Genomic DNA, 25,261 nt, shown 5'->3' on the forward strand with positions numbered 1-25,261 from the left:
CCGTTTGGCCAATGCAAAAAAAGCCCGGATCCGCCATCGAAGTCGGTTATAGACGTTCCGACGCCCTGGTTTCCAGCACCGCGTGATGATAGGCCGCCATAATGTCACGTTCATGAAGCACACCGACCAGCCGTTTGCTTTCTTTATTGTCGACCACGGCAACATGTTCCTCGCCACAGGTTTCCAGCAGGGTCATGGCGTTTTCCATATCCTCATCGATGGCAATCACCGGCGGGTTCATCCGCGCCACATCCTGTGCCTTGACGATCTCATCCTTGCTGTGGTCGAAGGCGGCATCTGAGAGGTCCTGCAGCATAATGGTCCCGAGCAAAGTATGCTTCTCATCCACCAGGAAAATCTCGCCATAGCGGCATTGCATCAGTTTTTGCCGGATCTCATTGATCGGCGCATCCGGTGAAATGGTGATGAAATCATGCCGCATCACGGACCGGGTTCGCCTGGAACGCATGATGCGGCTCTCACGCCCGCCGGAGAGATTGACCCCCCATTGCTTGAGCTGCCAATGGAAGAAGGAGTGCCCCAGCCCCTGGATCACGATCTGGGATGCAATAACGGTCGAAATCATCACCGCGACGGTAAGCGTATAATCCCCCGTCAGCTCAAACACCATGAGGATCGTGGAAATCGGTGCCCCCAACACAGCCCCCGCCACCGCGCCCATGCCGACGATCGTATAGGCGCCGTGCCCGGATGACAGCGTTGGGAACACCTCGGTTGCAATCAAACCAAAGGCACCGCCAACCATCGCCCCCAGAAACAGGGACGGGGAAAAAACGCCGCCGCCGAACCCACTGCCCAAAGTAATGGCCGTGGCGGCGGTCTTGACCACCACCAATGTGATCAGCAGGGCCAGGGTCAATTCTTCATTCAAAGCTTGGTCGGTTGCTTCATAGCCCACCCCCAAGACCTGCGGGAACAACAGGGCGATCATACCCACCGCCAAACCACCCAGCGCAGGACGCCCCCATTTGGGCACCGGCACCATGACCATGGTTTTCTTGACCACCCCAACCGACCAAATGAAAGAGGCCGCCACCACAGCGCTGACAATCCCGAGGATCGCGAAGGCGGGGAATTCCCAAAAGGAAGCGATCGCATGTTCCGGAATCACAAAGGCCGTCACATCGCCATAATAGGCGCGGCTGACCAATGTCCCCGCCACGGCGGAGATGACCACCGGCGTGAAGCTGGCTATGGCATAGTTGCCGGTAACCACTTCCAGGGCGAAAAAGATCCCCGCGAAAGGCGCATTGAAAGAGGCCGCAACCCCAGCCGCCACACCACAGCCCAGCAGGGTCTGGCCCATGGACCGGCCCATTTTCATCTGCTCAGAGATAAAGGATGTGAAGCTTGCCGCCAGATGCACCACCGGTCCTTCACGACCGGCCGAACCGCCAAAGCCCAGGGTAAGCGCGCTGACCAAAGCCGCGCCCAGACCTGTTCGTAGGCGCATCCGCCCGCCTCTGAGCGCGCTATTTCGGATCACATCAGCAACACCATGGGGCCTGCGCCCAGGCATGAAAAAGAAGGTGATGGTGCCCACCAGCAGCCCACCGAGCGCCGGCGCCAGCATGACCTGCCACCAGGGCACATGATCGCGAATATGACTAGCCAAGCGCTCATCTCCATACCCATAGATGAATTCCTGGATCAAAGAGATCGCTTCCCGAAAAAGAATGGCCGCGCCACCGCCCATCAAACCAACTGCGATCGCGACAATCGCAAGCACGACTTGCTCATGGCGTAATACCCGGCGGATGTTTCGCAATAATTCACGAAAGGATGTTTTCATTCTAATGACTATCTCCGGGTGACCATTTCCGGGCCTTGAAACTGCAGCCGCCCCGCCCCTTTCCCGGCAACGCTACCATACCCGTCATCAGTTTACCGTCGCTTTGAGCATATCCTGGGATATGACCTGGTTTCGTCCGTTTCCTTTCGCCTGATACAGGCACCGGTCAACACGCTCGACAAAGCCGCTCAACCGCTCACCGGGATCAAAAATTCCGACCCCGACCGAGATTGTGATCCTGCCATAATCCTCGGATGATTGCTTGGAGCGCAAAACCTTATCCGCCACGGTCCCGCGGATCTGGTCGCAGAGCTGGATAGCATCTTCCAGCTCCGTCTGTGGCAGCATCAGCACAAATTCCTCTCCGCCATACCGGGCAGCCAGATCCCGCCCTTTAATGTTTTTGGACAGCATATCCGCCACCAGCTTCAAAACACGATCCCCCACCGGATGGCCATATTTGTCATTGAACAGCTTGAAATGATCGATATCCACGAAAGCCAGACACAGGGATGCCCCGCTTTCCATCGCATGCATCGCTTCATTACGGAGCGACATATCAAATTGTTTTCTGTTGGCAATGCCGGTCAGGGGATCCGTTAATGCCTCTTTTTGCACTGATTCAACTTTTTCCCGCAGAGAATGGATCTCTGAGCTGGTCTCTTCCAGTTTGGCCCTCAATCGCTGGTTATTGTGATATGCTTTTTTGCTTTCTTCCAGCAAGGTCTCCATGATGTTTCGGAGATTCTTCAAACCTTCCGGCTGCGTCAATTCCCCCATATTCGATTTCAGCGAAACATCAAACTCGGCAGTGCCGTCCGCCACATCATCAATCCATTGGATAACCCTGCCCACTTCATGTTCCAGCCGCATGCCCGCGTCCTGGATCACCAAACCGTCATCCATATGACTGAAATATCGACCATATAATTCGGCGCACAAATCTTCGGTCAACACGCGCTTGTTGCTGATCAGGACATCCATCATTTGGCGCAGGCCAGGCACGCTGTTGCTGACATACCCATACCAGACGGCATAGTTGATCGGTGTCGGGGGTATTTCATACTCAGTCATCCGCGCCAGCGCTTCTTGAGAAAAGGATTGGCTCTGCAACTGAAAATCGCCCGACATATCCAACGCTGCTCCCCGTAACAACCTGCTGAAACCATACCGGTATCCAACACGCAACTCGCAGACTTTTTCAGCGCCGTTACGGTCAAACCGACTTTATATGAAATTTTCTCTAAATTTAGTCCTTAATTATCGGATCAATATACAAAAAGCCAGTGTCAAATCTCTGCCGCCAACACGCGATCAGTCCTGTTTCCGGAGAATGATCCCCCGGGACCCGAATGGGGAGAAATCTGTGAGCGGTAGAGACATTTTTGCAACACCATCTAAAACCTTACGGAAATCAGGCCCCTCCGGGTTAGGCTACTGTTAACCTCCGCAATAGTATGCTGATACAAACACGCAACAGGGACATACAGGGACATTAAGAACTTGCAGCTTTTCGAATCTAACCTTAATACCTCAATTTGAGTGTGGTGTCTTATGGATTGCGGCCACCCATTCACTGGTCAGGTAAGGGGCATTATGGGTAACGGGAACGGAAATTGTGTTGATGAATTCTGTATTAAATAAACCGGCATCAAAGATCGGTCAGCTTGCAGCTGCTGCGATTCTGGCGCTGGGCCTTTCTGGCTGCGCGACGCCTCCGACAGATCCTGAAGCGTTGAAGGCCTATGAAGAGGCGAATGATCCTCTGGAGCCTTTCAACCGGGCTATGTTTGGCTTGAACAATACGATCGATACCATTGCTGTAAAGCCGACAGCATCGGCCTATGACAAGGTCATGCCCGAATTCATCAAAAACATGGTCACCAATTTCCTGACCAACCTGAAACAGCCGGTGATCGCCGCCAACTCCCTGCTTCAAGGCAATCCTGAAGCCATGGGCGACAGCCTCGGCCGCTTCTTCTTCAATACTTTAGCCGGCGCGGGAGGTCTGTTCGATCCTGCCAGCGGTGCCGGTGTCCCGAAACATCAAGAAGATTTCGGCCAGACGCTTGCCGTCTGGGGAGTCGAAGAAGGCGCCTACCTTGTGCTGCCGATCTTCGGGCCGACCACAGTTCGCGATGGCGCAGGCCGCCTTGTCGATTATGCCGCTGATCCGGTCAATTACTGGATCCGCCACAATGACCGGGATTCCCTGGTAACCGCACGCGCCGGTGCAGAATTCATGGATTTCCGAGCCCGCAATCTGGATGAGATTGATCGGCTGGAAGAAACCTCCATCGATTTCTATGCGACCATTCGCAGTATTTATCGCCAGCAGCGCCGTCAGTTGATTAACAACGAAGAGTTGGATCTCCAGGATCCTGAACTTGGCACCCAGGGTACAGATCTGAGCATTGACGAAGATCTATATGACGATCCCGCAAGCGACGAATCGCTCTCTGCAGCAGATGCGCCGGAAAATGCAGGCTGACCCAGCGCCAACCATCGAGATTTAGAAAACATCCAAAGGAGCAAGCCTTATCGCTTGCTCCTTTTTATTTTGAACCGTCCCCTCTAAATCGCGGCCTGAACCAGGGTTTCAAAATAGCCGCGCTCTTCCCCGCCAACCCGGATGGCTGCAGCTGACGCATAGCGGCTTAGATTGCCCCTGATCACCCCTGCCCGGTCCGCTAGCCTGGCATCCTTGCCAGGCAATTCCTCAAGCGCCTGAAACAGCATATCCTGCTGCATGCGTTCCGTGGCCAATTCCAATTCCTTAATTCCCTGGCGGACCCTTTCCGCGTCGTCACGATCAATACCCGCCACCGGCTCTTTGAGGCTTTGACGCAATTGCCGCAGAGGCAAAACCGCCTGCAAATGCCAGCCGCTGGAAAGGCCTACCAGTTTTTGCATGCTTTCCTTTTGCAGACTAACCCCCTTGGTTCCCAACCAAACGCAGAGCAAAATCAGGTTCACATCAAGGCCCCGGCTGTTTTGCAGCGCCAGCAATGTTTCCTCAACGCGGACCTTGCCATAGAAATCGAGCGAGAAGGCCCAGAATGGATGACTGGGCTTATCCTGAAAAAACGTCATGCCTCTTTCCCATCCCCAAAACAAATGCCAAGACCGCGCGCTGTAGACACCAACGGCCCTGCAACATCAACATTGGCAAAGGCAGCAATCGCATCCCTGATCGGCAATTCCGTCACCTGACGGTTGACCCAGGCGACCATATGGCCCGCCTTTCCTTGGGCGAGAAGATCAACCGCGCGCACCCCAAAGACGCTCGCCATAAGACGATCCCGGGGGGTCGGCACACCGCCGCGCTGAATATGCCCCAGAACGGTCACCCGGACTTCCGCCCCGGTCCGCTGGGCAATTTCCTGTCCGACCCAATGGCCGACCCCGCCATAACGGACCTGCCCGTCTTCCATGGTACGCGTCACCTGATGGGATGCCGGTCCGGGGGTCGCCTCCGCCACTACAACGAGCGCAAAATTCCGGCCCCGGTCATAAATCCCCCGGATATGGGTTGCGACATTCTCAAGGTCATAGGATATTTCCGGGATCAGGATCACGTCGGCCCCGCCGGCAATCCCTGCATTCAAGGCGATATGCCCTGCATCCCGCCCCATTACTTCCAAGACCATAACGCGGTCATGGCTGGCTGCCGTAGGCTGCAATTTGTCCAATGCATCCGTTGCCACCTGCATCGCGGTATCATAGCCTACCGCCACCTCAGTCGCGCCAATATCGTTATCTATCGTTTTCGGAATACAGACCAGCGGGATACCGCCCTTCTCAGCGAGTTTTAGCAAAATTGCCTGGCTGCCATCACCGCCAACACCTATCAGAGCATCCAGCCCGGCCAGCTGAAACCCCTCGATCAATTCGTCCGACCGATCAGATGTCGATCCATCTTCCATGGGATAAGCGAAGGGATCACCTTTATTCGTGGTCCCCAAAATCGTCCCGGCCTGACGTAAAAGCGCCCCGTTAAACATACCAGGACGCAAGCGTCGAAGCAGCGGTGGCCGCGCGTAAAGCCCATGGGTACCTTTTTCAATACCATAGACTTCCCAGCCATAACCGCCTTCCGCGCGCTTGACCACAGCCCGCAATATTGCATTTAACCCGGCGCAATCGCCGCCACTGGTCAAAATCCCGATTTTCTTTATTTTTTTCATAAACTTATGAAATTCCTATCTAAATCACCGCTGATCAGTTATAACACTCTGATCGGCATCATCCCGGCGGGATATGATGGACCGATTCTCCAACGGTTTTCACATTCTATATAGCAGCAATCGCCCATGGATGAGCAGGAAGAACTGGTCCTTCTTCACCAGATCGAAGAATTAAAATCCGAACATCGGGATCTGGACGATGTCATTGACCGACTGACGGAACGCATTCCCTATGACCAATTGCAGATGCAGCGGCTCAAAAAACGTAAGCTAGCGATCAAGGATGAGATCGCCCGGATAGAAGCCTTGCTGATTCCCGATATCATCGCCTGAGTGGCGTTAATCGCCTCTTGCGAAAATAGCCTATATTCCTATACTCCCGGCTTTCCGGCGATCAGGAGCATCCATCATGACCGACAAACCGCAGGTGGGCATCATCATGGGCAGCCAGTCCGACTGGCCGACGATGAAACATGCCGCCGAGACACTTGAAGCCCTCGGCATCCCCTTTGAGGCGAAGATTGTGTCCGCCCACCGCACGCCTGGCCGACTGGTCGAGTATGCGGAAAGCGCGCGTAACCGCGGCTTGAAAGTCATTATCGCCGGTGCCGGCGGTGCCGCCCATTTGCCGGGCATGACAGCCGCCATGACCCCCCTGCCGGTTTTCGGCGTTCCGATCGAATCCAAAACATTGAAGGGCCAGGACAGCCTGCTTTCCATCGTCCAGATGCCGGGCGGCGTGCCCGTCGGCACCCTGGCCATCGGCAAGGCCGGTGCCATCAATGCCGCTTTGCTGGCCGGGTCTGTTCTGGCCTTGAATGACAATGCCATTGCAACCGCCCTGGATGAATGGCGTGCCCGACAGACCGCCTCTGTTGCCGAGGAGCCCAGCGACGATGCATAAGGCAATCATCCCCCCCGGCAGCAATATCGGCATTCTGGGCGGTGGCCAGCTTGGCCGGATGACCGCCCTGGCCGCCGCCAACTTGGGCTATCGCTGCCACATTTTCGAACCGGAAAGAAACTGCCCGGCCTCTCTCGTTTCCGCCAGCCATCTTTCTGCGGATTATGAGAGCGAAGCGGCGTTGTTGAAATTTGTCTCCAAGGTGGATGTCGTCACCCTGGAATTTGAAAATGTCCCGGTCAAAACCCTGCAGATCCTGGAACGCTATGTCCCGGTCCATCCAGGCCCGAAAGTGCTGGAAGTCTCCCAGGACCGCATTCTGGAAAAAAGTTTTCTGAATGACTGCGGCATTGAAACCGCACCCTGGGCATCGGCCAGCAATGCGGAAGAGCTGGATATTGCACTGGAAAAACTGGGCCGCCCGTCCGTATTGAAAACCGCCCGTTTCGGCTATGATGGCAAGGGCCAGGCCAAGATTGAAAAGGGTGTTGACCCGATTGCCGCCTGGCGCGAACTGGGCAGCACCCGCTGCATCCTGGAAGGCTTTGTGTCCTTCAGCAAGGAAATATCGGTGATTGTCGCGCGCAGTGTTTCCGGCGAGGTCAAAGCCTATGAGCCGGTGGAAAACCAGCATCGCAATCATATCCTGGACAAGACGATCGTACCCGCCGGCATCACGCCCGAGCAGTCGGAAAAAGCTGTGGAAATCGCCGTCACGGCTGCGGAGAACCTTAATCTGGTCGGCCTGCTCGCCGTTGAGATGTTTGTTGCAGAGGATGGCCGGATTCTGGTCAATGAAGTCGCCCCGCGCCCGCATAATTCCGGCCATTGGACCCAGGACGCCTGTGTCACCTCACAGTTTGAACAACTGGTGCGCGCCGTATGCGGCCTGCCGCTCGGTTCCGTAGAGCGCCTCGGACGCGCTGAGATGCAGAATCTGCTGGGCAATGATATCAATCGCTGGATGGATTACCTGAAGGAACCCGGTGCCCACCTGCATCTTTATGGCAAGACCGCCATCAAGGCCGGCCGCAAGATGGGGCATGTGAACCGGCTTTTCACCGACCAGGATTAAGGCCGTTCGGGTTCCTTCAAGCCCAGCTTAGGAACCGCCCAATGAAATACACAAGATTTACAACAGGCAGAACCGCCAGGACAGAGGATATCCGATATCCTCCCCGGCGGTGAATGCTGAGCGCCAGCAGCAAAAGCCCGGCCGACAGGAAGGGATGGAGAAGCGCGCTGGCCCACAGATCCGACGGCAGATCCGGAACGGATTTCCAAACAATCATCGTGATAATCAGCATGATCACCGATAACGGGATCATCACCACGGCCGAACCGATGATCACATTGCGCGCCTGTAACCGGGCCGCCATGCGCGGATCATCTGCTTCCGCCTCGTGAAATTCCGGCTCAAAAGGAGAGCGCTGGCCCATCAATCGGCCCCGTCAGGCAAACCGCCCGCGGCCGCGCATTTCGGACCGCGCGCCCGCACGGAAAGCCTTTACCGCCCCAAAACGCCGGGGAAGCCAACAGGCGACCTTGCTTACCGCACCCGTCAGTTTCGGTACCTGCATCACATTCTCGATCCGCCGATCCAGAAACGCCCAGGTGTCTTTATGATCTTCGGAATGATCCGCCAGCCAATATAACAGAGTGGAGCTGTATACACCCGACAGCAAGCTGCGCTTGGTATAGAAATTCCAGTCCGTGGAGGTATCCCCCGCCGCGAACCACATATCATCCACCGTCCGGTACAAGAGCTTGGTTGCCAGCACCGTATTGCCCGGCATGCTCAAGAAACTCAGCGCCTTGCGGATTGCTTCTTTCTGTTCCTGATTTTGATCCAGCCGCGTCTTGACCGCGCATTTAATCCGGTCCCGGATTTTCATCTCTTTCAGTCCGCCGGCCTCTAGCGCAGCCAGCATACGGCGGTCGGCCATCTGACTGTGCCAGGAAATCATATCGCGCGCACCGCCCGGGAAATGCCGGCTGGCAGTATCAAGATCAATCCCGATATCGTCGGCTGCAAGGGCCAGTGCTTCGCGCCCCCAGCCATCAAACGGCACATGCTCAACCGCGGCATCTATCAGCCGGTCCCGAAGGGCCGCTATCTCATCCACCTGCCGATCCGTTTTCGTGGCCATTATTCTTCTCCTGCAGACTTAGCCTCCAAAAGCTGCTTCGCTTTTTCCGGCATCCCATGTTTCATTTCTTCTGAATACATCAATAAAGAGAGATCATCCATACGCTGGGGATATAAAACCCCGTCCAGATGATCATATTCATGCTGGATCACACGCGCATGAAAACCACTTAAATCCTCTTCGATCCGGTTACCTTCCAGATCGATCGCCTCGAGACGAATGCGCTTGTACCGGGGCACAAGCCCTGTCAAACCGGGGACGGACAGACATCCCTCCCAATCATAATCCATCTCATCATCAAGTGGTGTCACAACCGGATTGACCAGCACGGTCAGGGGCACATCCTCGGCCGCGGGGCCACGCCCGCGACCTTTTGCCACAAAATACACCAGGACCCGCAACGGCACATGCACCTGGGGAGCCGCCAGGCCCGTTCCGCCGGCATCCAGCATGGTTTCAACCATGTCCGAGACCAATTGTCTGATCTCTAGTACATCGGGATCCTCAACCGGATCCGCCGGCCGGTTGAGGACAGGGTGGCCCATACGGGCGATTTTCAAAATAGCCATGGGAAGCAATATGATATCGAAGCCCCCGCGCAGCAAGGCCAAAGGACCCGAAATCGCTTAGGATTCTGCCCCTTCCCTTTTGCCGCCAACCGTGCTATACAGTGGCCAGCCCGCAGGACAAGCTTGCGGGATAACCCTTTTCTTTTCTAGAAAGTAGGTGAGTGCAAGTGCAGGTTGTCGTACGCGATAACAATGTGGACCAGGCTCTGCGTGCATTGAAGAAAAAAATGCAGCGTGAAGGCATTTTCCGCGAGATGAAGCTTCGTCGTCATTTCGAAAAGCCGTCTGAGAAGAAGGCCCGCGAAAAAGCTGAAGCCCAGCGTCGCCATCGCAAGCTTCTGCGGAAGCGTCTTGAGCGCGAAGGTTACTAAGGCCACAAGCCAAGCACACAAACTTAATTGTTTGTCGCAAACGTCCTCGGAAAGCTTCGGGGGCGTTTTTGCGTTTCAGGGACCCGTTTTTTTCCGAAATGGCCCCTTTCCTTTCATCACAAATGGTCCTTTTGCCCTGCCTTTCCACAAAGGCATCCTCCCGCCAAGCAGGATCAGTCAGGAAACAGGAAGATGAGCAGTAAAAGCACCAGACCCGAATGGGAGATTTCCGGCGATGATTATGGACGGTCCCTGCGTGGGTTCGGCATCAATCTCCTGGTGAGTGATATTGAACGCACTATTGCTTTTTGCGAGCAAGTCCTGCAGGCGCATACCCGTTACTGGAATGAGGATATCGCCATCTTCCAGGCATCGGGCTTTGAATGGATGGTTCATGCAGACCATACTTATGGCGACCATCCGCTCAGCGGCTTTGTCAAAGACCTGGATGGCCGGGGGGCGGGCATAGAATTGCGGCTCTACGATCGCGCCCCCGATCACGCCGAGGCAATCGCGCGTGACCGGGGCGATATCATTCTTGCCGGCTCCATGGACAAGCCCCACGGCATGCGGGAATGTTTCATTCTGGATCCGGACGGCTATTGCTGGGTTCCAAGCCAACCGATTGGGTGATCAGAATTTATAGCTGGCACCAAAACCGGTGAAAAACTGGTTTTCATCCTTGACCAGGGGGCTGTCCGCCGCATCTCCCACCAAACGGCTGTAACCGACCGTCCCGGTCAGGACCCAATCCTGGTTCAGCTCATATCGGGCATTCATGGCAAGCGTGACATCCTTGAAACCGCCCTCCGGGTCATATTCGGCATTGCCAGAAGAGGCCGCCTGACTGGCGCTGACACCGAAATAGGTACTGGCATAGTCATCGCTGAGATAGCTGGTGGACACAAACGGGGTCAGGGTGATTTTGTCCGCTGCCTTCAACGGGGCCGCCAGTTTAAAATCCGCGCGCATGCCGGCATCATCCTCACCGGTGAATTGATGACTCAACTTTCCCGACAGGGTGACAGGCCCGAGATCGTACCCACCCAGCAGGGACGCCGTCGCCCCGCCATCAATATCGCCCATGCCCTGCAGGTAGTCGGAATCATCCTCATCCCGGCCAAGCTTATAGCCCAGAGCCATCCCCAGGCGGTAATTTTCACCAACTAACGGGTTAACCCCTAAGCCATCCTGCATATTCAGGAAAACGTGATCGCCATAGCGCACATCGATATTGGGCAGAGGACTTAGTTCATATTCATCACTGCCCTCATATTCAGGGGCTACCATGCCCATCATTCCGACGGAACCTTGGAGTTCCTCTCCGCTTAATGCCTTGCCGTCTTTGCCATTTGATATAGGGGCGTTTTCCTGAGCCTGGGCCACGCCGACACCTGCCGTTCCAATCAGCATAACCAGCCCGCAGCCCAGCAACAGTCTTTCAAATCTCTCAGTCATTTTACAATCTCGATCATCTTCATTTTGGATGATCGAGATATAGCGGCCGGTTGTCGCAAAACTTTCCCCGCCGCAGGCCTATTTTGTATCAGACTGTACCACAGCCACAAAACTGCCCAATTCTGTGGAATGTTGGGGCCGGATCAGGTCGAGGACAATTGCCGGGTATCGCCCCCGCGAAGCCCTAGATAAAGCAATAGAGCCACGAGCGAAAATCCACCGACCCCAACGGCCAGGGGCCAGTCCGTGCCATCATTCAATAGCCCGACTGTCAGCGAACCAAGCCCCGCGCCGCCCATCTCCAATGCCCCCAGCATCGCCGCAGACGGCCCGCGCCCGGTCGGCGCACAATCCATTGCCCGGATCGGGGCAGAGGCAAAGACCAACCCCAATCCGATTGCAAAGATCGTCATGCCCCCGGCAATCAACATGGGGGTCAAATCGATCAACCGAGCCATCATCATCAACAATATGCCCCCGCCGGCCACCAGACATAGCCCCCCCTGGGTCAGCTTTTCCACCCCGACCTTTTTAACCGCCCCGCTTGCCGCGAGGCTGCCCAGGAAATAGGCGACCACGATCACTGCCTGGTAATATCCGAAAGACTGCGTGGGAACCCCCATCAAATCAATCAACACAAAGGGGGCCTCGGTGATGAAGGCAAACAACCCGCCCATCACAGCCCCTAACGGAATGGCATAGGACAGATATTCCCGGCAGCAGAGCAGTTTCGTGTAATCCCGCAAAATCCTGCCCGGGCGGGCTGCCCCCTTTTCTCTTGTCCCGGTTTCCGGCAGATAAATCAGGATCAAGGCGGTGACAACCAAGGCCAATCCCGTCAGAAGATAGAAATTGGCACGCCAGCCGAGCCAGACATGGACATAGCCGCCGATGATCGGCCCGACCGCAGGAGCCAGACTGATGGTCATGCCATAAAAGCCCATCAGTTTGACGCTGTCATCCTCGTCATAAAGATCCCGGATCACCAGCAAGGCAACCACTGCCTCCGCACAGGCGGTCAGCCCCTGCAACACCCGTGCAGCAATCAGAAACTCAATGGAATCGGCGAGCGCACAGGCCAGGCTGAACAGAATAAAACCCGCCATGCCGGCCAGCATGACCGGGCGCCGGCCGAACCGGTCTGCAAGCGGGCCATAGAATAGCTGTGCCACCGCATAGCCCATCACATTCAATGACATGGTGAGTTTCACCATGTCATTGTCGGTTTGAAAAAATTCCGGGAGATGCGGCAGGCTGGGCGCATAGAGATCCGTCGCCAGGATGCTCGTCGCGCTGGCCATCATCAATAACGCCGGTATGATCCAGGAGGCTCCTGAAAGTTGGATCTTCATGCCTATTGTTCCGTATGAGCGTTTTTATCTTGTCCGCATCCGTTCTGACAAACAGAACAATGACCGCAACATCGTTTCACTTTCAACCATTCAGACCGGTTCGGCAAGCGGCAGTTCGATTGCAACCACCAGCCCCTTACCGCCTTTTGCACCCCTCAACCGGACAGCCCCGCCATGACGGGCAGCAATCTCACGCACAATTGCAAGTCCCAGCCCGCAGCCATCTTCGGCCTGTGGTCGATCCAACCGATAAAACCGCTCGAATATCCGGTCATATTCTTTTTCGGGAATGCCGGGTCCGTTGTCTTCAACTTCCAGAAACACCCGGCCTTCCCTCACCGCGACCCTTACCGTGACATGACTGCCCGACGGGCAATAGGTCAGTGCATTATCGATCAGGTTGACCAGCATCTCCTCCAACAGGGCTGGCATACCGCGCACATTGATTTCACCCTCCGATGCTTCGAATCCCAGATCTGTGGATTTTTCAAGCGCACGCGGCACGCAATTTCTGGTCACCGCCTCGCATAGTTGGCGGAAATCCAGCTCCAGGAAGTCGCCCATACGCTCGTTCGGCTCGGCCCGGGCCAAGGTGAGCAGCTGCGAAACCAGTCTTGCGGTCTGGCGGGTGCCATCCTGAACATGGGTCAGTCGCTGATTCAGCTTTTTTGGGTCATCCTCGCGGCTGGCCAATTCAACCTGGGTCATAATCGCCGAGAGCGGGGTGCGCAATTGATGGGCCGCGTTGGACGTAAAACGCTGCATGGCGGCAATACTGTCTCCAAGGCGCGTCATCAGCGCGTTTATCGCGCCCACCAGATGCAGCACTTCATAGGGCACATCATGTTCAATCGGCCTAAGATCGCCCGGACTTCGCCGGTTCAGCGCCTCCTGCAGGCGGGCCAGCGGACGCAGCCCCCAACCGATACCAAACCAGGTGATCACACCAGCAATACAGATCAAGGCCAGTTGGCGCAGGGCCGCGCTGGCGGTCAGTTCCGCGATCAGGTTACCCCGGGCATCCACGGTTTCCGCGACCATCACACGGTAACGGGTGGACAGGCCAGGACTGGTGACAAATCGCGAGACCACGCCGATCCGGACCGTTTCACCATTGTAAACGGCATCATAGAAAACCGGGTCATCCCCCAGCGGCAGAAAACGTTCGGGCGGCAGCGGCAGGTTATCATATCCTGTGACAAAGCCACTGCTGCCATCATCCACCCGATAAAAAACCCGGTCCTGCGCCGCATTGGTCAGCATTTCCAGCGCTACATAGGGAATATCCACATCCAACTGGCCGTCACGCACCAGCACACGTTCGGTAATCGCCAACGCCGCGCCCAGCAACACACGATCATAGGCCTCATTGGCAGCCTTGCTGGCGCTGGTATGCACTTCGATCATCATCACCGCGCTGACCAGGGCCAAAGGCCCCAGCAGCCAAAGCAGCAGACGCCGCCGGAGGGATCGGTCACGCCAGCTCATTCAGCTATTGATCTCCATAAGGTAACCGAGCCCGCGTACTGTTTTGATGTTGATATCATGGTCATGGAATCGTTTGCGCAGCCGACTGATGTAAATCTCAACCGCATTGGGGCTGATTTCCTCGTCAAAACTAGCCAGTCGCTCGGCGATATGATCCTTGCTGATCACATGACCGGCCCTGGAAAGCAGCACTTCCAACAGGCACAATTCCCGCCGGGGCAGATCCAGCAGAGCCCCCCCCAGGCTGGCCTGTCTCGCCACCGTGTCATAGCTGAGTGCGCCGCATTGGATCACCGGTGATTTTTGCCCGCTGCCGCGACGCATCAGGGCCCGGACCCGGGCTTCCAGTTCCTGCAGTTCGAAAGGCTTGGTCAGATAGTCATCGGCCCCGATATCCAGCCCCCGAACCCGGTCATCCACCGAATCCCTGGCCGTCAGGATCATGACCTGCGCCCGCCCGCCCCTGGCACGATAGTTTTTGAGGATCGACAGGCCGTCCTGGCCCGGTAGATTAAGATCCAGCACAATCAGGTCATAATCCTGGACCAGCAGGATATCGGCCGCCTCATTGCCATCGGTGACAAGGTCCACCGCATATCCGTCATCGCGGAGCGCCTTGCTGACACCATCGGCCAGGGCCGCATTATCTTCCACCACCAACAGTCTCATTGCTTATTGCCTGCCCTCGCTTATGCGCCGCCTGGCCGCTGCTTTTTCCCTTTGCGGCAGAAAGATATCATAACCCGATCCGGAGTGAATTGGGAAACCGGCATCTTATTGTGATGATAGAGAAAAGAACTTTCGCCATCCTGTCATCCGATGATCTTTCACCGCTGACAGGTCCACGAAAGGTTCCGCCCCTAGCCTGCAACGGTCCGGATTGTTTGGCTTGGTGAAAACACCCCCCCAAAAAAACACCCATTTTGGAGACCGACACCGGTTGGGACACAACTTGTCCGCACAGAAAACCGCCTGGGAGCAGTATAATCATGCGTTGGTTGAACAATTTTCCGGTGAGCATCAAGCTCTTCATCGCACCCGTTTTCCTTCTATTGGTGATATCAGGCATGTGGCTGTCATCCAGCCTGATTTTCTCAGCGGAAAAGCGGACATTGCAGACCCTGGAGTCCAGCGCCTTCGCCCAAGCAGCCGCAACCCAGTCCCTGCGGGCGACCCTGATCCGGGTGCATGGCAATCTTTTCCGGATCCTGACCTGGGATTCTAACGGTATCAATGCCGGTCAGGTGGACAGCCTGCTGCAATCCCTGGCAACAGACCTGGAAGAATCACGCACTTTCCTGGCCTTGATGGATTCCAGCCGCACCAACAGCCTGGAACAGGCCTTCAACCATTATGTCGAAGCAGTCGGCGCATTCGAGCAAGCCTTCAATTTCGGCCAGGCACTTTCGGTCATCACCAGCGTGGACGAAGCCTATACTGCCCTGGCTCCCGAGCTTGAAAACGCCAAAGCCCGGACTGATAGCTCCGCCAAAGATAATGTCGCCACCGCCGTAGAGCGGATCAACGCGGCCAATACCGCCTATACTATCGCTGTTGTTATCGCGATCCTGGTGGCAGTTTTGGTCACGTTCCTGATTTCCCGCCTAATCGCCCGGCCGCTTATCCGCACATCCCATAATATCGAGAAAATTGCCAATGGTGATTATACTGCCGCCTTCAAGGATGCTGAGCGGACAGATGAAGTTGGGCAGATGGTCAGATCCCTCAAGGTTTTACAGGAAAAATCCCAGGCCGCCGACAATTTGCAGGCTAGCCAGGAACAGCAGGCCGAACGAACCCGCAAACGCCACCAGCAGCTGACAGAGGCAGTCAAAGCGTTCAATTTGTCGGTGACCGAAACCCTGGAGGCCTTTGAAGGCAATTTCAACATCATGCGCCAGGCCTCTGGTGAAATGAACCAGTCCGCCAAGGAAACCACCACCCAGACGGCCGAGGCGGATGCCGGAATCCGGCAGGTCTCCCAAAATCTCAATTCCGTGTCCGAAGCGTCCCAGGGGCTGTCCCAGGCGATCCGGGAGATCAGCGGCCAGCTGGCGCAGGCGACCGTTGTTTCAAGCCGTGCGCGTAACGCCAGCGAACATAGCGCCGCCCAGGTCAACACACTGGCAGCCACCGCGGAAAAAATCGGTGATGTGGTCACCATGATCACCGAGATCGCCGACCAGACCAATCTGCTGGCGCTGAACGCAACCATTGAAGCGGCGCGCGCCGGGGATGCGGGCAAAGGCTTTGCCGTGGTCGCCAACGAAGTCAAATCCCTGGCCACCCAGACCGCCAAAGCGACCGAGGATATCACCACGCAGGTCAATCAGATACGGGGCCATACCAGTGATGTGGTTGACGCCTTGACCTCCGTAACGGAAACCATCAACGAAGTGGATTCCATCTCCACCGCCATCGCATCTGCCGTCGAACAGCAAGGGGCCGCGACAAGCGGCATTTCCGATAACATTCAACAGGCCAACAGCAGCGCCGGCAATGTGGCCTCCATGGTTTCCGTGGTCGACCGGCGCGCCGGTGATAATGTCCAGGGCACGGAAAAAGTCGTCACCGCAACAAGAGCGGTAGAAACACAGGTGGCCGCTTTGCGACAGGCCATCAACGGGTTCATCTCTGTCGTTCAGGAAGCCAGTTGAATGAAGCAAACATGCGGAAAGGCGTTAACCCGCCTTCAAGGCATTTCCTGGCCGAAGCTGGCTCTGGCATTGGCCCTTGGCGGCATGGGCGGCGGCTTGGCCCATGCTATCGAGCTGCCACTTGCCTGGATGATCGGTGCCATGGCTGCAACCATCACCGCCAGCATGATGAATTCACCGATCTTCGTCCCGACCGGGCTTAGATCCGGCATGCTGATCATTTTGGGCACTTTTCTGGGTAGCACCTTCACGCCGGATATGCTCAATCAGGTTCATCTCTGGCCAGCAAGCCTCGTCTCTGTGATTGTATTTGTCATCGCGGCATCGGGCTTTTCCTATCTCTATTACCGCATGGTATCGGGCATGGACCGGATCACCGCCTTGTTTTCCGCGACACCGGGCGGGCTCACGCCGATGACGGTGCTGGGGGCCGCCTGCGGCGGGGTCGAACAGCAGATCGCTCTTGTTCAAGGGCTGAGGGTGGTACTGGTGGTCTTCTTCACCCCCGTGCTGGTCTACGGCATTCTGGATATGTCACCGGCGAGCCAGGCGGTCCTGGAGATCAACCCGCTCGATCCCATGGACAGCCTGATCCTGATTGGCGGAGCGTTGGCAGGCCTGTTTGTCGCGAGGGCTCTTCGCATACCAGCCCCCCAGATGACCGGCCCAATGTTGGTCAGCGCAGCCCTTCATATTTTTGGTTTTGTTGAAAACGGCCTGCCACCGATTTTGCTGGATATCACCCTCTGGGTGCTCGGTTCAGCAATCGGCAGCCGTTTTGCCGGAATGCCGCTGCGCAGCCTCACCCCCTTCATCCTGCATGCATTTGCCAACATCATCCTGCTTTTTGCCGTCACCTATCTGGCAAGCCTGTTGGTGGCAAATCTTCTGGATCTGGAGTTGCTGGCGGTCCTGCTGGCCTTCGCCCCCGGTGGTGTGGCGGAAATGTGTCTGATCGCGCTATCATTGAATGTCGACCCCAGCTTCGTGGCGCTGCATCACCTGGCCCGTATCACATTGATTCTGGTTTCTGCGCCATTATTGGGGAAAATGTTTGCCGGAAGCCCGGAGAGAGCCCCTTAAAGGGCGTTATAGAAAGTCGCGTCCGATTGCCGATTGTCATCCCCGAGCGCACCGCCGTCCTTTTCAGGCCCATTCACTGAGGTGCCGTCCGCAGCAACAGTCTCAACCTCTTCCATCAGCCGCTGTTTGCGCTCCAACTGTCTTGGCATCAGGCGCTTTTCAATACATTCGGCATAATCAACCATGCCAACGATCTTGTTCACGGTTATTCCGTCATCAGACAGTGGCAGAGCCAGGACCGGCAGATGGCTGACGGTGATATCCCCGGCGGAATAGGAGAAATGGATCAGGCGCGGAACACGGTCATTCACGGTGTTGCGCAATAAGGCCCAAACCGGGCTGGGGTCACGGTGACGATCCAGTGCGCTGGCCCATTGACCCATAAGATTTTGTCCGGAGAACCGAATGATGGTTTCACCGACAATCCTGTAGTGGAAATCCAGTGGTTCCTGCTGCACATCAAGCAGGAATACATAGGGCAGCAGTTTCGGCACATCCAGCGGTTCAAAATCACTTCTGGAGGGCATGGCCCGCGCCCCGCGGATGGTTTCCCAATAAGCATAGAGGGAACGACACAGGATACTCATCCTGTCAGTCGGAACGTGCGTCTGGCCCATATCAGAAAGTCTCACCCACCCAATTGTTGATCATCCACCCCGGTCGCAGATACAGAAAGCTCTGCATTGCCTGACCAGGTCCCGTGGCTCAACCCTGCTTCCGCGGGACCCGACCGGATTCAATAGCGTGAATCCCTTAACAACATGTTAAGAAATCGGAGGAGAATGGGATATTTGACTCTTTCAAGGGAAGAAACATTTTAAAAGAGAACCTGAGGGGCTCATTTCCGCCGTTTCAGCTGATTCAACAATTCCAAATTTTCCGAGCCCGGCAACGCTTCCAGAATCCCTTCCATTTGGTCAATCAGCCCCATCAGCGCATCCCGGGCAGGGTTATCATCCCCATCCGCCGAGGTTTCGGCCAATTCCCGGATGGAATCATGCAAAATCCCCATCAACTCAATCGGGAAAGCAACATTATCACCGCTCCATTGCGCGGCGGATTTCTGTTCAGCCGCGTCGTCGCCGGCCTCGTCGTCATTTTTCGATTTCTGGGGCTTGTTGACAGCCTGATCCACGCCCCTGCCCGGTCGCGACAGGCTGTGCCCTTCCACAACCTCCCCTTCCGGCAGTTCGTTGGCCAGCGGCACCATTGGCGCAGGCGAAACCGGCGCAACCGTTTTTTCACCCCAACCGCCTTTGATCAACACGGTATCCACCGCCTCCAGCAAGGCATGGCATTCTTCGGGCAGCTCTTTCCTGTCCCGCAATCTCGAAGCCGCCTGCTTCAGGGTCTCGATATCCTTATCCGAGACCAAATGCAGACCGACCACATCGGGTTCGTCGACCCGCCCGACAGCAGGGGCCGGCTGGCTTAACATAATCAGGTCACGATCCTCATCGGTCATGCCGGACATAGTACCCCACCTCTAATGAATGGCAATGGCATCCATGGATTGATAATGGGTAATCGCCTCTATGAAAGTTGGTGCGAAATCTCGCAATTTCGCCTCACCCACCCCATGCACTTTGGCAAAATCACCTGTGCTTTGCGGGCGTTTATTCGCCATATCAATCAAGGTCCGATCCGTGAAGATCACGTAGGCCGGCACATTGCGCTCGCGGGCGAATTGCAGGCGCAATTCCTTTAGATGCTGTAACAATCCTTCCGCCTCACGATTGACTTCTATCGCCGGTCGCGATGCCCTGGCCACACGGGAGGTCTTCGCACGATCCTGCACCACATCCAGCCGATAGCGAAAGGCGGTGTCGCCTTTGACCAGAGCGCGCCCCTTATCCGTGATCACAAGGGCCCCATAGCCCCGAATGTCGATCGCCAGGAAGCCCGCCGCCACCAATTGGCGGATGATGCCGCGCCATTGCGGGGCCTTATGGGCTTTTCCCGATCCATAGGCGGACAGGGAATCATGCCCCATCTGCAGGATTTTCTCATTCGACTTGCCGGTGATCACATCAACAATATGCCCGGCACCATAGCGCTGGCCTGTGGCCTCGACCACCCCCAGGATCACTCGGCCAACTTCATCCCCCTCAACGGTTTCCGCCGGATTGTTGCAGCAGTCGCATTTGCCGCAGGCCTCGATCTGTTCACCAAAATAATCGAGCAATGTCCGGCGGCGGCATTCCGGCGCTTCGCAATAGGCCAACAATGCGTCCAGGCGTTGATGCTCGCGACGGGCGCGCTCTTCGCCGCCGCCTTCATTTTCAATAAAAGTCCGGCGCATGCGGATGTCATCAAGCCCATAGAGCATATGGACAACCGCTTCATTGCGGTCACGCCCCGCACGGCCGATTTCCTGGTAATAGGCCTCCGGACTGCCCGGCAGGTCGGTATGGAAGACAAAGCGGATATCCGGTTTGTCGATCCCCATGCCAAAGGCAATGGTCGCCACCATGATGATGCCCGGCTCGGTGATAAACCGGTCCTGGTTCACCGTCCGGCTCTCCTGGTCCATGCCCGCATGATAGGCCAGCGCGTTATAACCCTGGTCCTGCAGCATCTGCGCGGTTTCTTCGGTTTTCTTACGCGACAGGCAATAAATGATCCCGCTTTCATTGTCCCGGCCTTCCAGGAAATTCAGCAGCTGTTTTTTCCAATTCACCTTCATCTCGACGGTGAGATGGAGGTTCGGCCGGTCAAAACCGGTGACAATGATTTCCGCATCCCGGTCAAACAGCTTGTCCGCGATATGCTCTCGTGTCAGTGGATCCGCCGTCGCGGTCAGAGCAATGATCGGTATATCGGGAAACAGGTTTTTAAGATGTTTCAGATCTTCATATTCCGGTCGGAAAGCCGGGCCCCATTGGGATATGCAGTGGGCCTCGTCGATGGCAATCAACCCTGGCGACAGCTTTTTCAGAGCCGCGATCATCCGTTCCGTCATCAGACGCTCTGGCGAAAGGTACAGCAAATTGGCCTCGCCAGACGCCGCCGCCCGCCAGGCCGCCACATTCTCATCCCGGCTTTGCCCGGAATTGATTGTAACCGCCTTAACACCGGAAAGTTTCAGGATCGCCACTTGGTTCTGCATTAGGGCAACCAAGGGGGAAATAACAACCGTCAATCCCCCTTTGACCAGGGCAGGCACCTGAAAACATAGGGATTTACCGGCACCTGTTGGCATTACCGCCAGAACATGGCGATCATCCAACACAGCTTCGATGGCCTGATCCTGCCCTTCGCGGAACCCCGGAAAGCCAAAAACCGATTGCAGGATTTCTATGGCGCGCTGGCCGGACATAATGGAATTTCCCCTGTGGATTACGGTGCGGGAGGTAGATTGCGGTGCAGTAAGACCGCCCGCGAACAGTCTCTGTTTTACCCGGTGATTCTGCGCTCCGGCAAGCCTTGCCCGGCCAGATATCGACGCAGAAATCTGGATGACAGCAAGGCGCGCATTGGGTATGGAGGGGCCATGCTTGATTATGACGAACCGCTTTACCGCCCGCCTTCCGAAGGCCGCAACCTGATTATCCAGGCAACCCTCGGCTGTTCCTTCAATCAATGCAGCTTTTGTTCGATGTATCATTCAAAAACCTATCAGGCCCGCCCCCTGGACCTGGTTTTTGACGATATCGACCGCGCGGCACAGGCCTGGCCTGACGCCTCCCGGGTCTTTCTCGCCGATGGTGACGCCTATATCCTGGAGACGGACCATCTGCAACGAATCCTCGAGAAACTGGGCCACAGCTTTCCCAACCTGACCCGGGTATCCGCCTATGCCACCCCCATGTCCCTGCTGCGGAAATCGACAACCGAAATGGCGGAACTGATCGCGCAGAAGCTCTCGCTGGTCTATTTCGGCATTGAATCCGGCTCTCCGGACATCCTGAAACGGATCACCAAGGGGGCCAGCCCAAAAGGCATGATCAAGGGATTGCAAAAAGCCCGCAATGCTGGGGTCAAAGTCTCCGCTACCGTGATTTTGGGGCTGGGCGGAAAAACCTTGTGGCAGGACCATATTGACGGAACCATCGCACTCCTGAACGAAGCACCGGTGAACTATCTCTCCACTCTGCAACTGCATCTGGACCGCGCCGCCTATCCAGGCTTCCTGGAAAAATTCGAAGACCCGTTCGAGTTTCAGGATGACCATGCCATATTGCGAGAACAGGAAAGGCTCATTCAAGGGCTCAAACCGCCCTCACCAGTCATCTACCGGTCCAATCATGCCTCCAACGCCCTGGCGCTTGCCGGTAACCTGCCCAAAGATCGGGAAAAGCTATTGGACCAGATCAAGGCTGCCCAGGCCGGAGAACAGCAATTGCGGCCCTGGTTCCTGCGCAGTACCTGAAATAAAAAAATACGCGGTATCTAATTACCTCTTCCCTTTTATTTGCGATCTATCTATCCTGAATGAAAACAGGCTGGGCTCTCTGAGTCCCGCCGCAATAACAAATGGGTTTAGACAGTAATGGGGAGAGATCGTCTTGTCAGACATCTCAAGCAGGGCCATCGCAGAAGATGGCACGGTTTCATTTGCTGATCAGCTATCTGATGACACAGCAACAAAGCACAATCACCCGATGGCAATCCAGCAAACTGACGACGGTTTCCCCGCCGGTTTTCAGCCTGGTCCATATCGGGCATGGCTTTTTCCAACAATTGCGAGTATCCTTATTTTATTTATTGGAATCATAGCTGTAGCCTGTATCAGCAATTTGGTTCTTATTTGATTCATTCTTACCGGCAATTAAAAGCCACCGGAAGGACGTGATTTTTTGGCCAGAACGCCCCAAGAAATACAGACCGAGTTCCAGCGCCTGAAAACCGTATTGAATTCACTGCCGCCGGAAAAGAAGGGCATGGCAGGCGAACTCAAGAAAAACATGCGCGGACTTCAAGAAGAGATGAAAGCTCTGGAAGCTGGTGGCCAGCCCGGTAAGAAAAAGAAAAAACGCGGTTCCTCCGCAGTGTTGGCCAATATGATTGTTTTGGTCCTGTTGCTGGTGATTGGTGTGTTTGCGCTGAGCTATTTCGGCGGCAAGCTGGCTTCCATGTGATTTTTCACCGCAGCTCCCGTTCAAAAAGAGCGTCCAGCCAATCCCAAACCGCCCGGACCCGTTTTTGCCGGTTCAGCAATTCCGCATGGGATACCAGCCAATAGTCATACCGTAATTCCGATACCGGTGGACTGACCAGTTCAAGCCTAGGGTTGTCTTTCAAATAGGCGATGGTGCCCATGCACAATCCCGCACCATGTTCCGCCGCGCTGTGGACATGGGCGGCAGTCGCACAACGGATCCGGGGTCGACGTCCATCCATTTTCCGGGTCAGCCAATCCACGGACCGTGCGGACACATCCCGCTGCAGCGCCACCCATTCGCATTTGGTGAACCGTTCCTCGGACCGAGCTTCCGGATGGGCCGCCACATATTCCGGGCTGCCGAAAATACCGATCTCGACACTGTAGGCATGCTTGACCCGCAGATCCCCGCTCTGCGGCATTTCCGTCCGCAAGGCAATATCAGCTTCACGACGGGCCATATTCACGAAATCATTCTTGGCCTCCAACTCAATTTCAATGCCCGGAAGTTCCGCCAGCATATCGTGCAGAAACCGGGTCAGATAGCTGCTGGTCACCTGGGGAACCGCCAACCGGACTAAACCATGTATCTGGTTTTCACTATTCCCCCCATGATCCATGACTGCCAGTGCCGCGCGCTCCATATTATAAATATGGGGCAGTAATTCGCGTCCCTGTTCGGTCAGGCTGTATCCACGGGGCCCGCGGTCAAACAGGCGGCTGTCCAATGCCCTTTCCAAGGCTTCCACATGTCGACCAACCGTTGGCTGGCTCATTCCCAATTGACGTGCCGCCGCAGAGAGGGATCCGCAACTTGCCACCACGGAAAAAACCTTGGCGTCATTCCAGTCCATTTAGTTCCTAAAATTTTGAATAGATATCCACAGATATAGGTAATTTTATTTCCAACTCAATCCCTGTCAAATGTCGCCAACGCAATACATCCCTTATGTCGAGGAAACTACTATGATCAGGCATTGGTTCATCAGGATGCTTAAAAACCTCTTTCAGCCGGAGCGATCCTTATCCTCTCATCTTCGCGACGATATGGCTGCGCCTGTTGGTGCCGTATCAGGCAGAGAGATTCCTGGTATGGAGAAAGAGGCATGGTCAAAATATAACGGGATGCCCCGCTGTTGAAACTCATTGGCCCCACCGGCGGGAATCATTGCCTCTCCCTTTCTGCTGGTCTAGGGTTGGACCGGGTAAGATCGCCGAAAAACAAGGGGTTGCCGCCGTGGATATGGACGTCGATATCGAAACCATCCAGAAATTGATGGACAAGCTGATTGAATTTGTAATCGCTTATGGTTTCCAGATTTTGGGCGCTCTCATTTTTCTGTTCATCGGGCTGAAGGTCGCCGGCTGGCTCGGGCGGAAAGTTTTCGCCCTATGCACCCGTAAGAAACTGGATGAAACACTTGCCAAATTTATCGGCAATCTGGTCAAACTGGTCCTGATCGGTTTTGTCGCGATCATCACCTTGAGTAATTTTGGGATCGATATCGCGCCTCTGATCGCCCTGGCAGGGGCATCTGCTTTCGGTCTTACCTTGGCAATCCAAGGTCCCCTTTCCAATTATGGCGCAGGTCTGTCCATAATCCTGAGCCGCCCGTTCATCGTCGGCAATACCATCACTGTCAACGATGTAAGCGGCGTGGTCGAGGAGGTAACCCTGGCCCATACGGTTCTGGTCGGTGAAGATGGTGAAAAAATCACCATTCCGAACAAACAGATCGTTGGTGAAGTGATCGTCAATTCCCATGATTACCGGATCGTGGAAACCCGCATACCCGTCGCCCAAACGACCGACATGGAACAGGCCATCACTATTTTGCGGGCATGCCTTGCCGATCATCCGGATATTGCCGGTGACCCCGCCCCGCAGATCGGTGTCCATGATTTTACCTATGGCGGCACCATACTGGGATTGCGCTATTGGGTGGCCTCTAAGCGATATTACCAAACCCGCTATAAGGTGAATGAAGAATTGATGGCGTCACTTCAATCTCAGGACATAAACTTATTGAGTGTCCCCGGCCTCGCTTTGGAGGCCGCGTCTTTAAGCGCGGATCAGGAAGGGCGCTGACTAGCGATTCCGGCCGGTAAACTCTCGCTGACGCAC

The 25,261-nt window shown here is 55.7% G+C and carries 27 protein-coding genes; 12 read left to right on the top strand and 15 right to left on the bottom strand.

The window, feature by feature from the left end; genetic code table 11:
* Positions 1 to 46: 46 nt before the first annotated feature.
* Both DFP90_RS04665 and DFP90_RS04670 read right to left on the bottom strand, forming a co-directional pair.
* A complete protein-coding gene (locus tag DFP90_RS04665) occupies positions 47 to 1,813 on the bottom strand; it encodes a chloride channel protein (RefSeq protein WP_115935213.1) in 1,767 nt (588 codons plus the stop codon).
* A gap of 87 nt (positions 1,814 to 1,900) precedes the next feature.
* Positions 1,901 to 2,944: a GGDEF domain-containing protein gene (locus tag DFP90_RS04670; RefSeq protein ID WP_115935214.1), complete on the bottom strand. Its 1,044-nt coding sequence runs from the start codon at positions 2,942 to 2,944 to the stop codon at positions 1,901 to 1,903.
* A gap of 493 nt (positions 2,945 to 3,437) precedes the next feature.
* Here DFP90_RS04670 and DFP90_RS04675 point away from each other — a divergent pair, with 493 nt between their 5' ends.
* The gene (locus DFP90_RS04675; protein ID WP_115935215.1) at positions 3,438 to 4,304 is read left to right on the top strand and encodes an MlaA family lipoprotein; all 867 of its coding nucleotides are present in this window, start codon (positions 3,438 to 3,440) and stop codon (positions 4,302 to 4,304) included.
* Between the two features lie 83 nt (positions 4,305 to 4,387).
* Here DFP90_RS04675 and DFP90_RS04680 read toward each other — a convergent pair whose 3' ends face one another.
* Positions 4,388 to 4,906 (bottom strand): TIGR02444 family protein, encoded by a 519-nt coding sequence (locus DFP90_RS04680; RefSeq protein WP_115935216.1) that lies wholly within the window; start codon positions 4,904 to 4,906, stop codon positions 4,388 to 4,390.
* A complete protein-coding gene (locus tag DFP90_RS04685) occupies positions 4,903 to 6,000 on the bottom strand; it encodes an ATP-dependent 6-phosphofructokinase (RefSeq protein WP_115935217.1) in 1,098 nt (365 codons plus the stop codon). The genes DFP90_RS04680 and DFP90_RS04685 overlap by 4 nt, the downstream gene beginning before the upstream one ends.
* Positions 6,001 to 6,126: 126 nt before the next feature.
* Here DFP90_RS04685 and DFP90_RS04690 point away from each other — a divergent pair, with 126 nt between their 5' ends.
* The 3 genes from DFP90_RS04690 (at position 6,127) to DFP90_RS04700 (ending at position 7,979) form a co-directional block, all read left to right on the top strand.
* Positions 6,127 to 6,333, top strand: coding sequence for a YdcH family protein (locus DFP90_RS04690; protein ID WP_115935218.1), 207 nt, complete (start codon positions 6,127 to 6,129; stop codon positions 6,331 to 6,333).
* Between the two features lie 76 nt (positions 6,334 to 6,409).
* Positions 6,410 to 6,904 carry a 5-(carboxyamino)imidazole ribonucleotide mutase gene (purE, locus tag DFP90_RS04695; protein WP_115935219.1) on the top strand — a complete coding sequence of 165 codons (495 nt, stop codon included), beginning with the start codon at positions 6,410 to 6,412 and terminating at the stop codon, positions 6,902 to 6,904.
* On the top strand, positions 6,897 to 7,979 hold the full coding sequence (locus DFP90_RS04700) for a 5-(carboxyamino)imidazole ribonucleotide synthase (RefSeq protein WP_115935220.1): 1,083 nt from the start codon (positions 6,897 to 6,899) through the stop codon (positions 7,977 to 7,979). Before purE ends, DFP90_RS04700 begins: the two co-directional genes overlap by 8 nt.
* A 16-nt stretch (positions 7,980 to 7,995) precedes the next feature.
* Here DFP90_RS04700 and DFP90_RS04705 read toward each other — a convergent pair whose 3' ends face one another.
* From DFP90_RS04705 to def, 3 genes are read right to left on the bottom strand one after another with little or no spacing between them, the layout of a single operon-like run.
* A complete protein-coding gene (locus tag DFP90_RS04705; RefSeq protein WP_115935221.1) occupies positions 7,996 to 8,343 on the bottom strand; it encodes a hypothetical protein in 348 nt (115 codons plus the stop codon).
* Positions 8,344 to 8,355: 12 nt separating this feature from the next.
* Positions 8,356 to 9,054, bottom strand: coding sequence for a COQ9 family protein (locus DFP90_RS04710; protein WP_115935222.1), 699 nt, complete (start codon positions 9,052 to 9,054; stop codon positions 8,356 to 8,358).
* Positions 9,054 to 9,623, bottom strand: a complete 570-nt coding sequence (gene def / locus DFP90_RS04715) for a peptide deformylase (RefSeq protein WP_115935532.1) — start codon at positions 9,621 to 9,623, stop codon at positions 9,054 to 9,056. The genes DFP90_RS04710 and def overlap by 1 nt, the downstream gene beginning before the upstream one ends.
* A gap of 167 nt (positions 9,624 to 9,790) precedes the next feature.
* On the opposite strand from def, the gene rpsU reads away from it, so the two are divergent.
* Complete coding sequence (gene rpsU / locus DFP90_RS04720; RefSeq protein WP_115935533.1) at positions 9,791 to 9,994, top strand: 30S ribosomal protein S21; 204 nt, start codon at positions 9,791 to 9,793, stop codon at positions 9,992 to 9,994.
* 192 nt (positions 9,995 to 10,186) lie between these two features.
* Positions 10,187 to 10,627 carry a VOC family protein gene (locus DFP90_RS04725; protein WP_115935223.1) on the top strand — a complete coding sequence of 147 codons (441 nt, stop codon included), beginning with the start codon at positions 10,187 to 10,189 and terminating at the stop codon, positions 10,625 to 10,627.
* Here the strand turns inward: DFP90_RS04725 and DFP90_RS04730 are convergent, their stop codons facing one another.
* The 4 genes from DFP90_RS04730 to DFP90_RS04745 all read right to left on the bottom strand — a co-directional run bounded on the left by DFP90_RS04730 (position 10,628) and on the right by DFP90_RS04745 (position 14,961).
* Positions 10,628 to 11,452, bottom strand: a complete 825-nt coding sequence (locus DFP90_RS04730; RefSeq protein ID WP_115935224.1) for a MipA/OmpV family protein — start codon at positions 11,450 to 11,452, stop codon at positions 10,628 to 10,630.
* Between the two features lie 143 nt (positions 11,453 to 11,595).
* A complete protein-coding gene (locus DFP90_RS04735) occupies positions 11,596 to 12,804 on the bottom strand; it encodes a multidrug effflux MFS transporter (RefSeq protein WP_115935225.1) in 1,209 nt (402 codons plus the stop codon).
* A gap of 90 nt (positions 12,805 to 12,894) precedes the next feature.
* Positions 12,895 to 14,292: a sensor histidine kinase gene (locus DFP90_RS04740; RefSeq protein WP_115935226.1), complete on the bottom strand. Its 1,398-nt coding sequence runs from the start codon at positions 14,290 to 14,292 to the stop codon at positions 12,895 to 12,897.
* Positions 14,293 to 14,961 carry a response regulator transcription factor gene (locus DFP90_RS04745; protein ID WP_115935227.1) on the bottom strand — a complete coding sequence of 223 codons (669 nt, stop codon included), beginning with the start codon at positions 14,959 to 14,961 and terminating at the stop codon, positions 14,293 to 14,295.
* Positions 14,962 to 15,281: 320 nt separating this feature from the next.
* On the opposite strand from DFP90_RS04745, the gene DFP90_RS04750 reads away from it, so the two are divergent.
* Both DFP90_RS04750 and DFP90_RS04755 read left to right on the top strand, forming a co-directional pair.
* The gene (locus tag DFP90_RS04750; RefSeq protein ID WP_115935228.1) at positions 15,282 to 16,949 is read left to right on the top strand and encodes a methyl-accepting chemotaxis protein; all 1,668 of its coding nucleotides are present in this window, start codon (positions 15,282 to 15,284) and stop codon (positions 16,947 to 16,949) included.
* Complete coding sequence (locus DFP90_RS04755) at positions 16,950 to 18,032, top strand: AbrB family transcriptional regulator (RefSeq protein ID WP_115935229.1); 1,083 nt, start codon at positions 16,950 to 16,952, stop codon at positions 18,030 to 18,032.
* On the opposite strand, the gene DFP90_RS04760 is transcribed toward DFP90_RS04755, so the two are convergent.
* From DFP90_RS04760 to recQ, 3 genes are all read right to left on the bottom strand, one after another.
* Entirely contained in the window at positions 18,029 to 18,619 is a 591-nt protein-coding gene (locus DFP90_RS04760) for a PAS domain-containing protein (RefSeq protein WP_181905189.1), read from the bottom strand. The two genes, DFP90_RS04755 and DFP90_RS04760, sit on opposite strands and share 4 nt — an antisense overlap.
* Positions 18,620 to 18,870: 251 nt before the next feature.
* Positions 18,871 to 19,506 (bottom strand): hypothetical protein, encoded by a 636-nt coding sequence (locus tag DFP90_RS04765; protein ID WP_115935231.1) that lies wholly within the window; start codon positions 19,504 to 19,506, stop codon positions 18,871 to 18,873.
* Between the two features lie 12 nt (positions 19,507 to 19,518).
* Entirely contained in the window at positions 19,519 to 21,351 is a 1,833-nt protein-coding gene (recQ, locus tag DFP90_RS04770; protein WP_115935232.1) for a DNA helicase RecQ, read from the bottom strand.
* Between the two features lie 39 nt (positions 21,352 to 21,390).
* On the opposite strand from recQ, the gene DFP90_RS04775 reads away from it, so the two are divergent.
* The 3 genes from DFP90_RS04775 (at position 21,391) to DFP90_RS04780 (ending at position 23,113) form a co-directional block, all read left to right on the top strand.
* Positions 21,391 to 22,404, top strand: a complete 1,014-nt coding sequence (locus DFP90_RS04775) for a radical SAM protein (RefSeq protein ID WP_245956964.1) — start codon at positions 21,391 to 21,393, stop codon at positions 22,402 to 22,404.
* Between the two features lie 136 nt (positions 22,405 to 22,540).
* Entirely contained in the window at positions 22,541 to 22,786 is a 246-nt protein-coding gene (locus DFP90_RS22660; protein WP_147300931.1) for a hypothetical protein, read from the top strand.
* 45 nt (positions 22,787 to 22,831) lie between these two features.
* Positions 22,832 to 23,113 carry a hypothetical protein gene (locus DFP90_RS04780; protein ID WP_115935233.1) on the top strand — a complete coding sequence of 94 codons (282 nt, stop codon included), beginning with the start codon at positions 22,832 to 22,834 and terminating at the stop codon, positions 23,111 to 23,113.
* Between the two features lie 4 nt (positions 23,114 to 23,117).
* On the opposite strand, the gene DFP90_RS04785 is transcribed toward DFP90_RS04780, so the two are convergent.
* Positions 23,118 to 23,990 (bottom strand): LysR family transcriptional regulator, encoded by an 873-nt coding sequence (locus tag DFP90_RS04785; protein WP_115935234.1) that lies wholly within the window; start codon positions 23,988 to 23,990, stop codon positions 23,118 to 23,120.
* A gap of 389 nt (positions 23,991 to 24,379) precedes the next feature.
* Here DFP90_RS04785 and DFP90_RS04790 point away from each other — a divergent pair, with 389 nt between their 5' ends.
* Complete coding sequence (locus tag DFP90_RS04790) at positions 24,380 to 25,225, top strand: mechanosensitive ion channel family protein (RefSeq protein ID WP_115935535.1); 846 nt, start codon at positions 24,380 to 24,382, stop codon at positions 25,223 to 25,225.
* Positions 25,226 to 25,261 lie beyond the last annotated feature (36 nt).

Origin of the sequence: Aestuariispira insulae, assembly GCF_003385955.1 — a bacterium.
Taxonomy (GTDB): Bacteria; Pseudomonadota; Alphaproteobacteria; order UBA8366; family Aestuariispiraceae; genus Aestuariispira; species Aestuariispira insulae.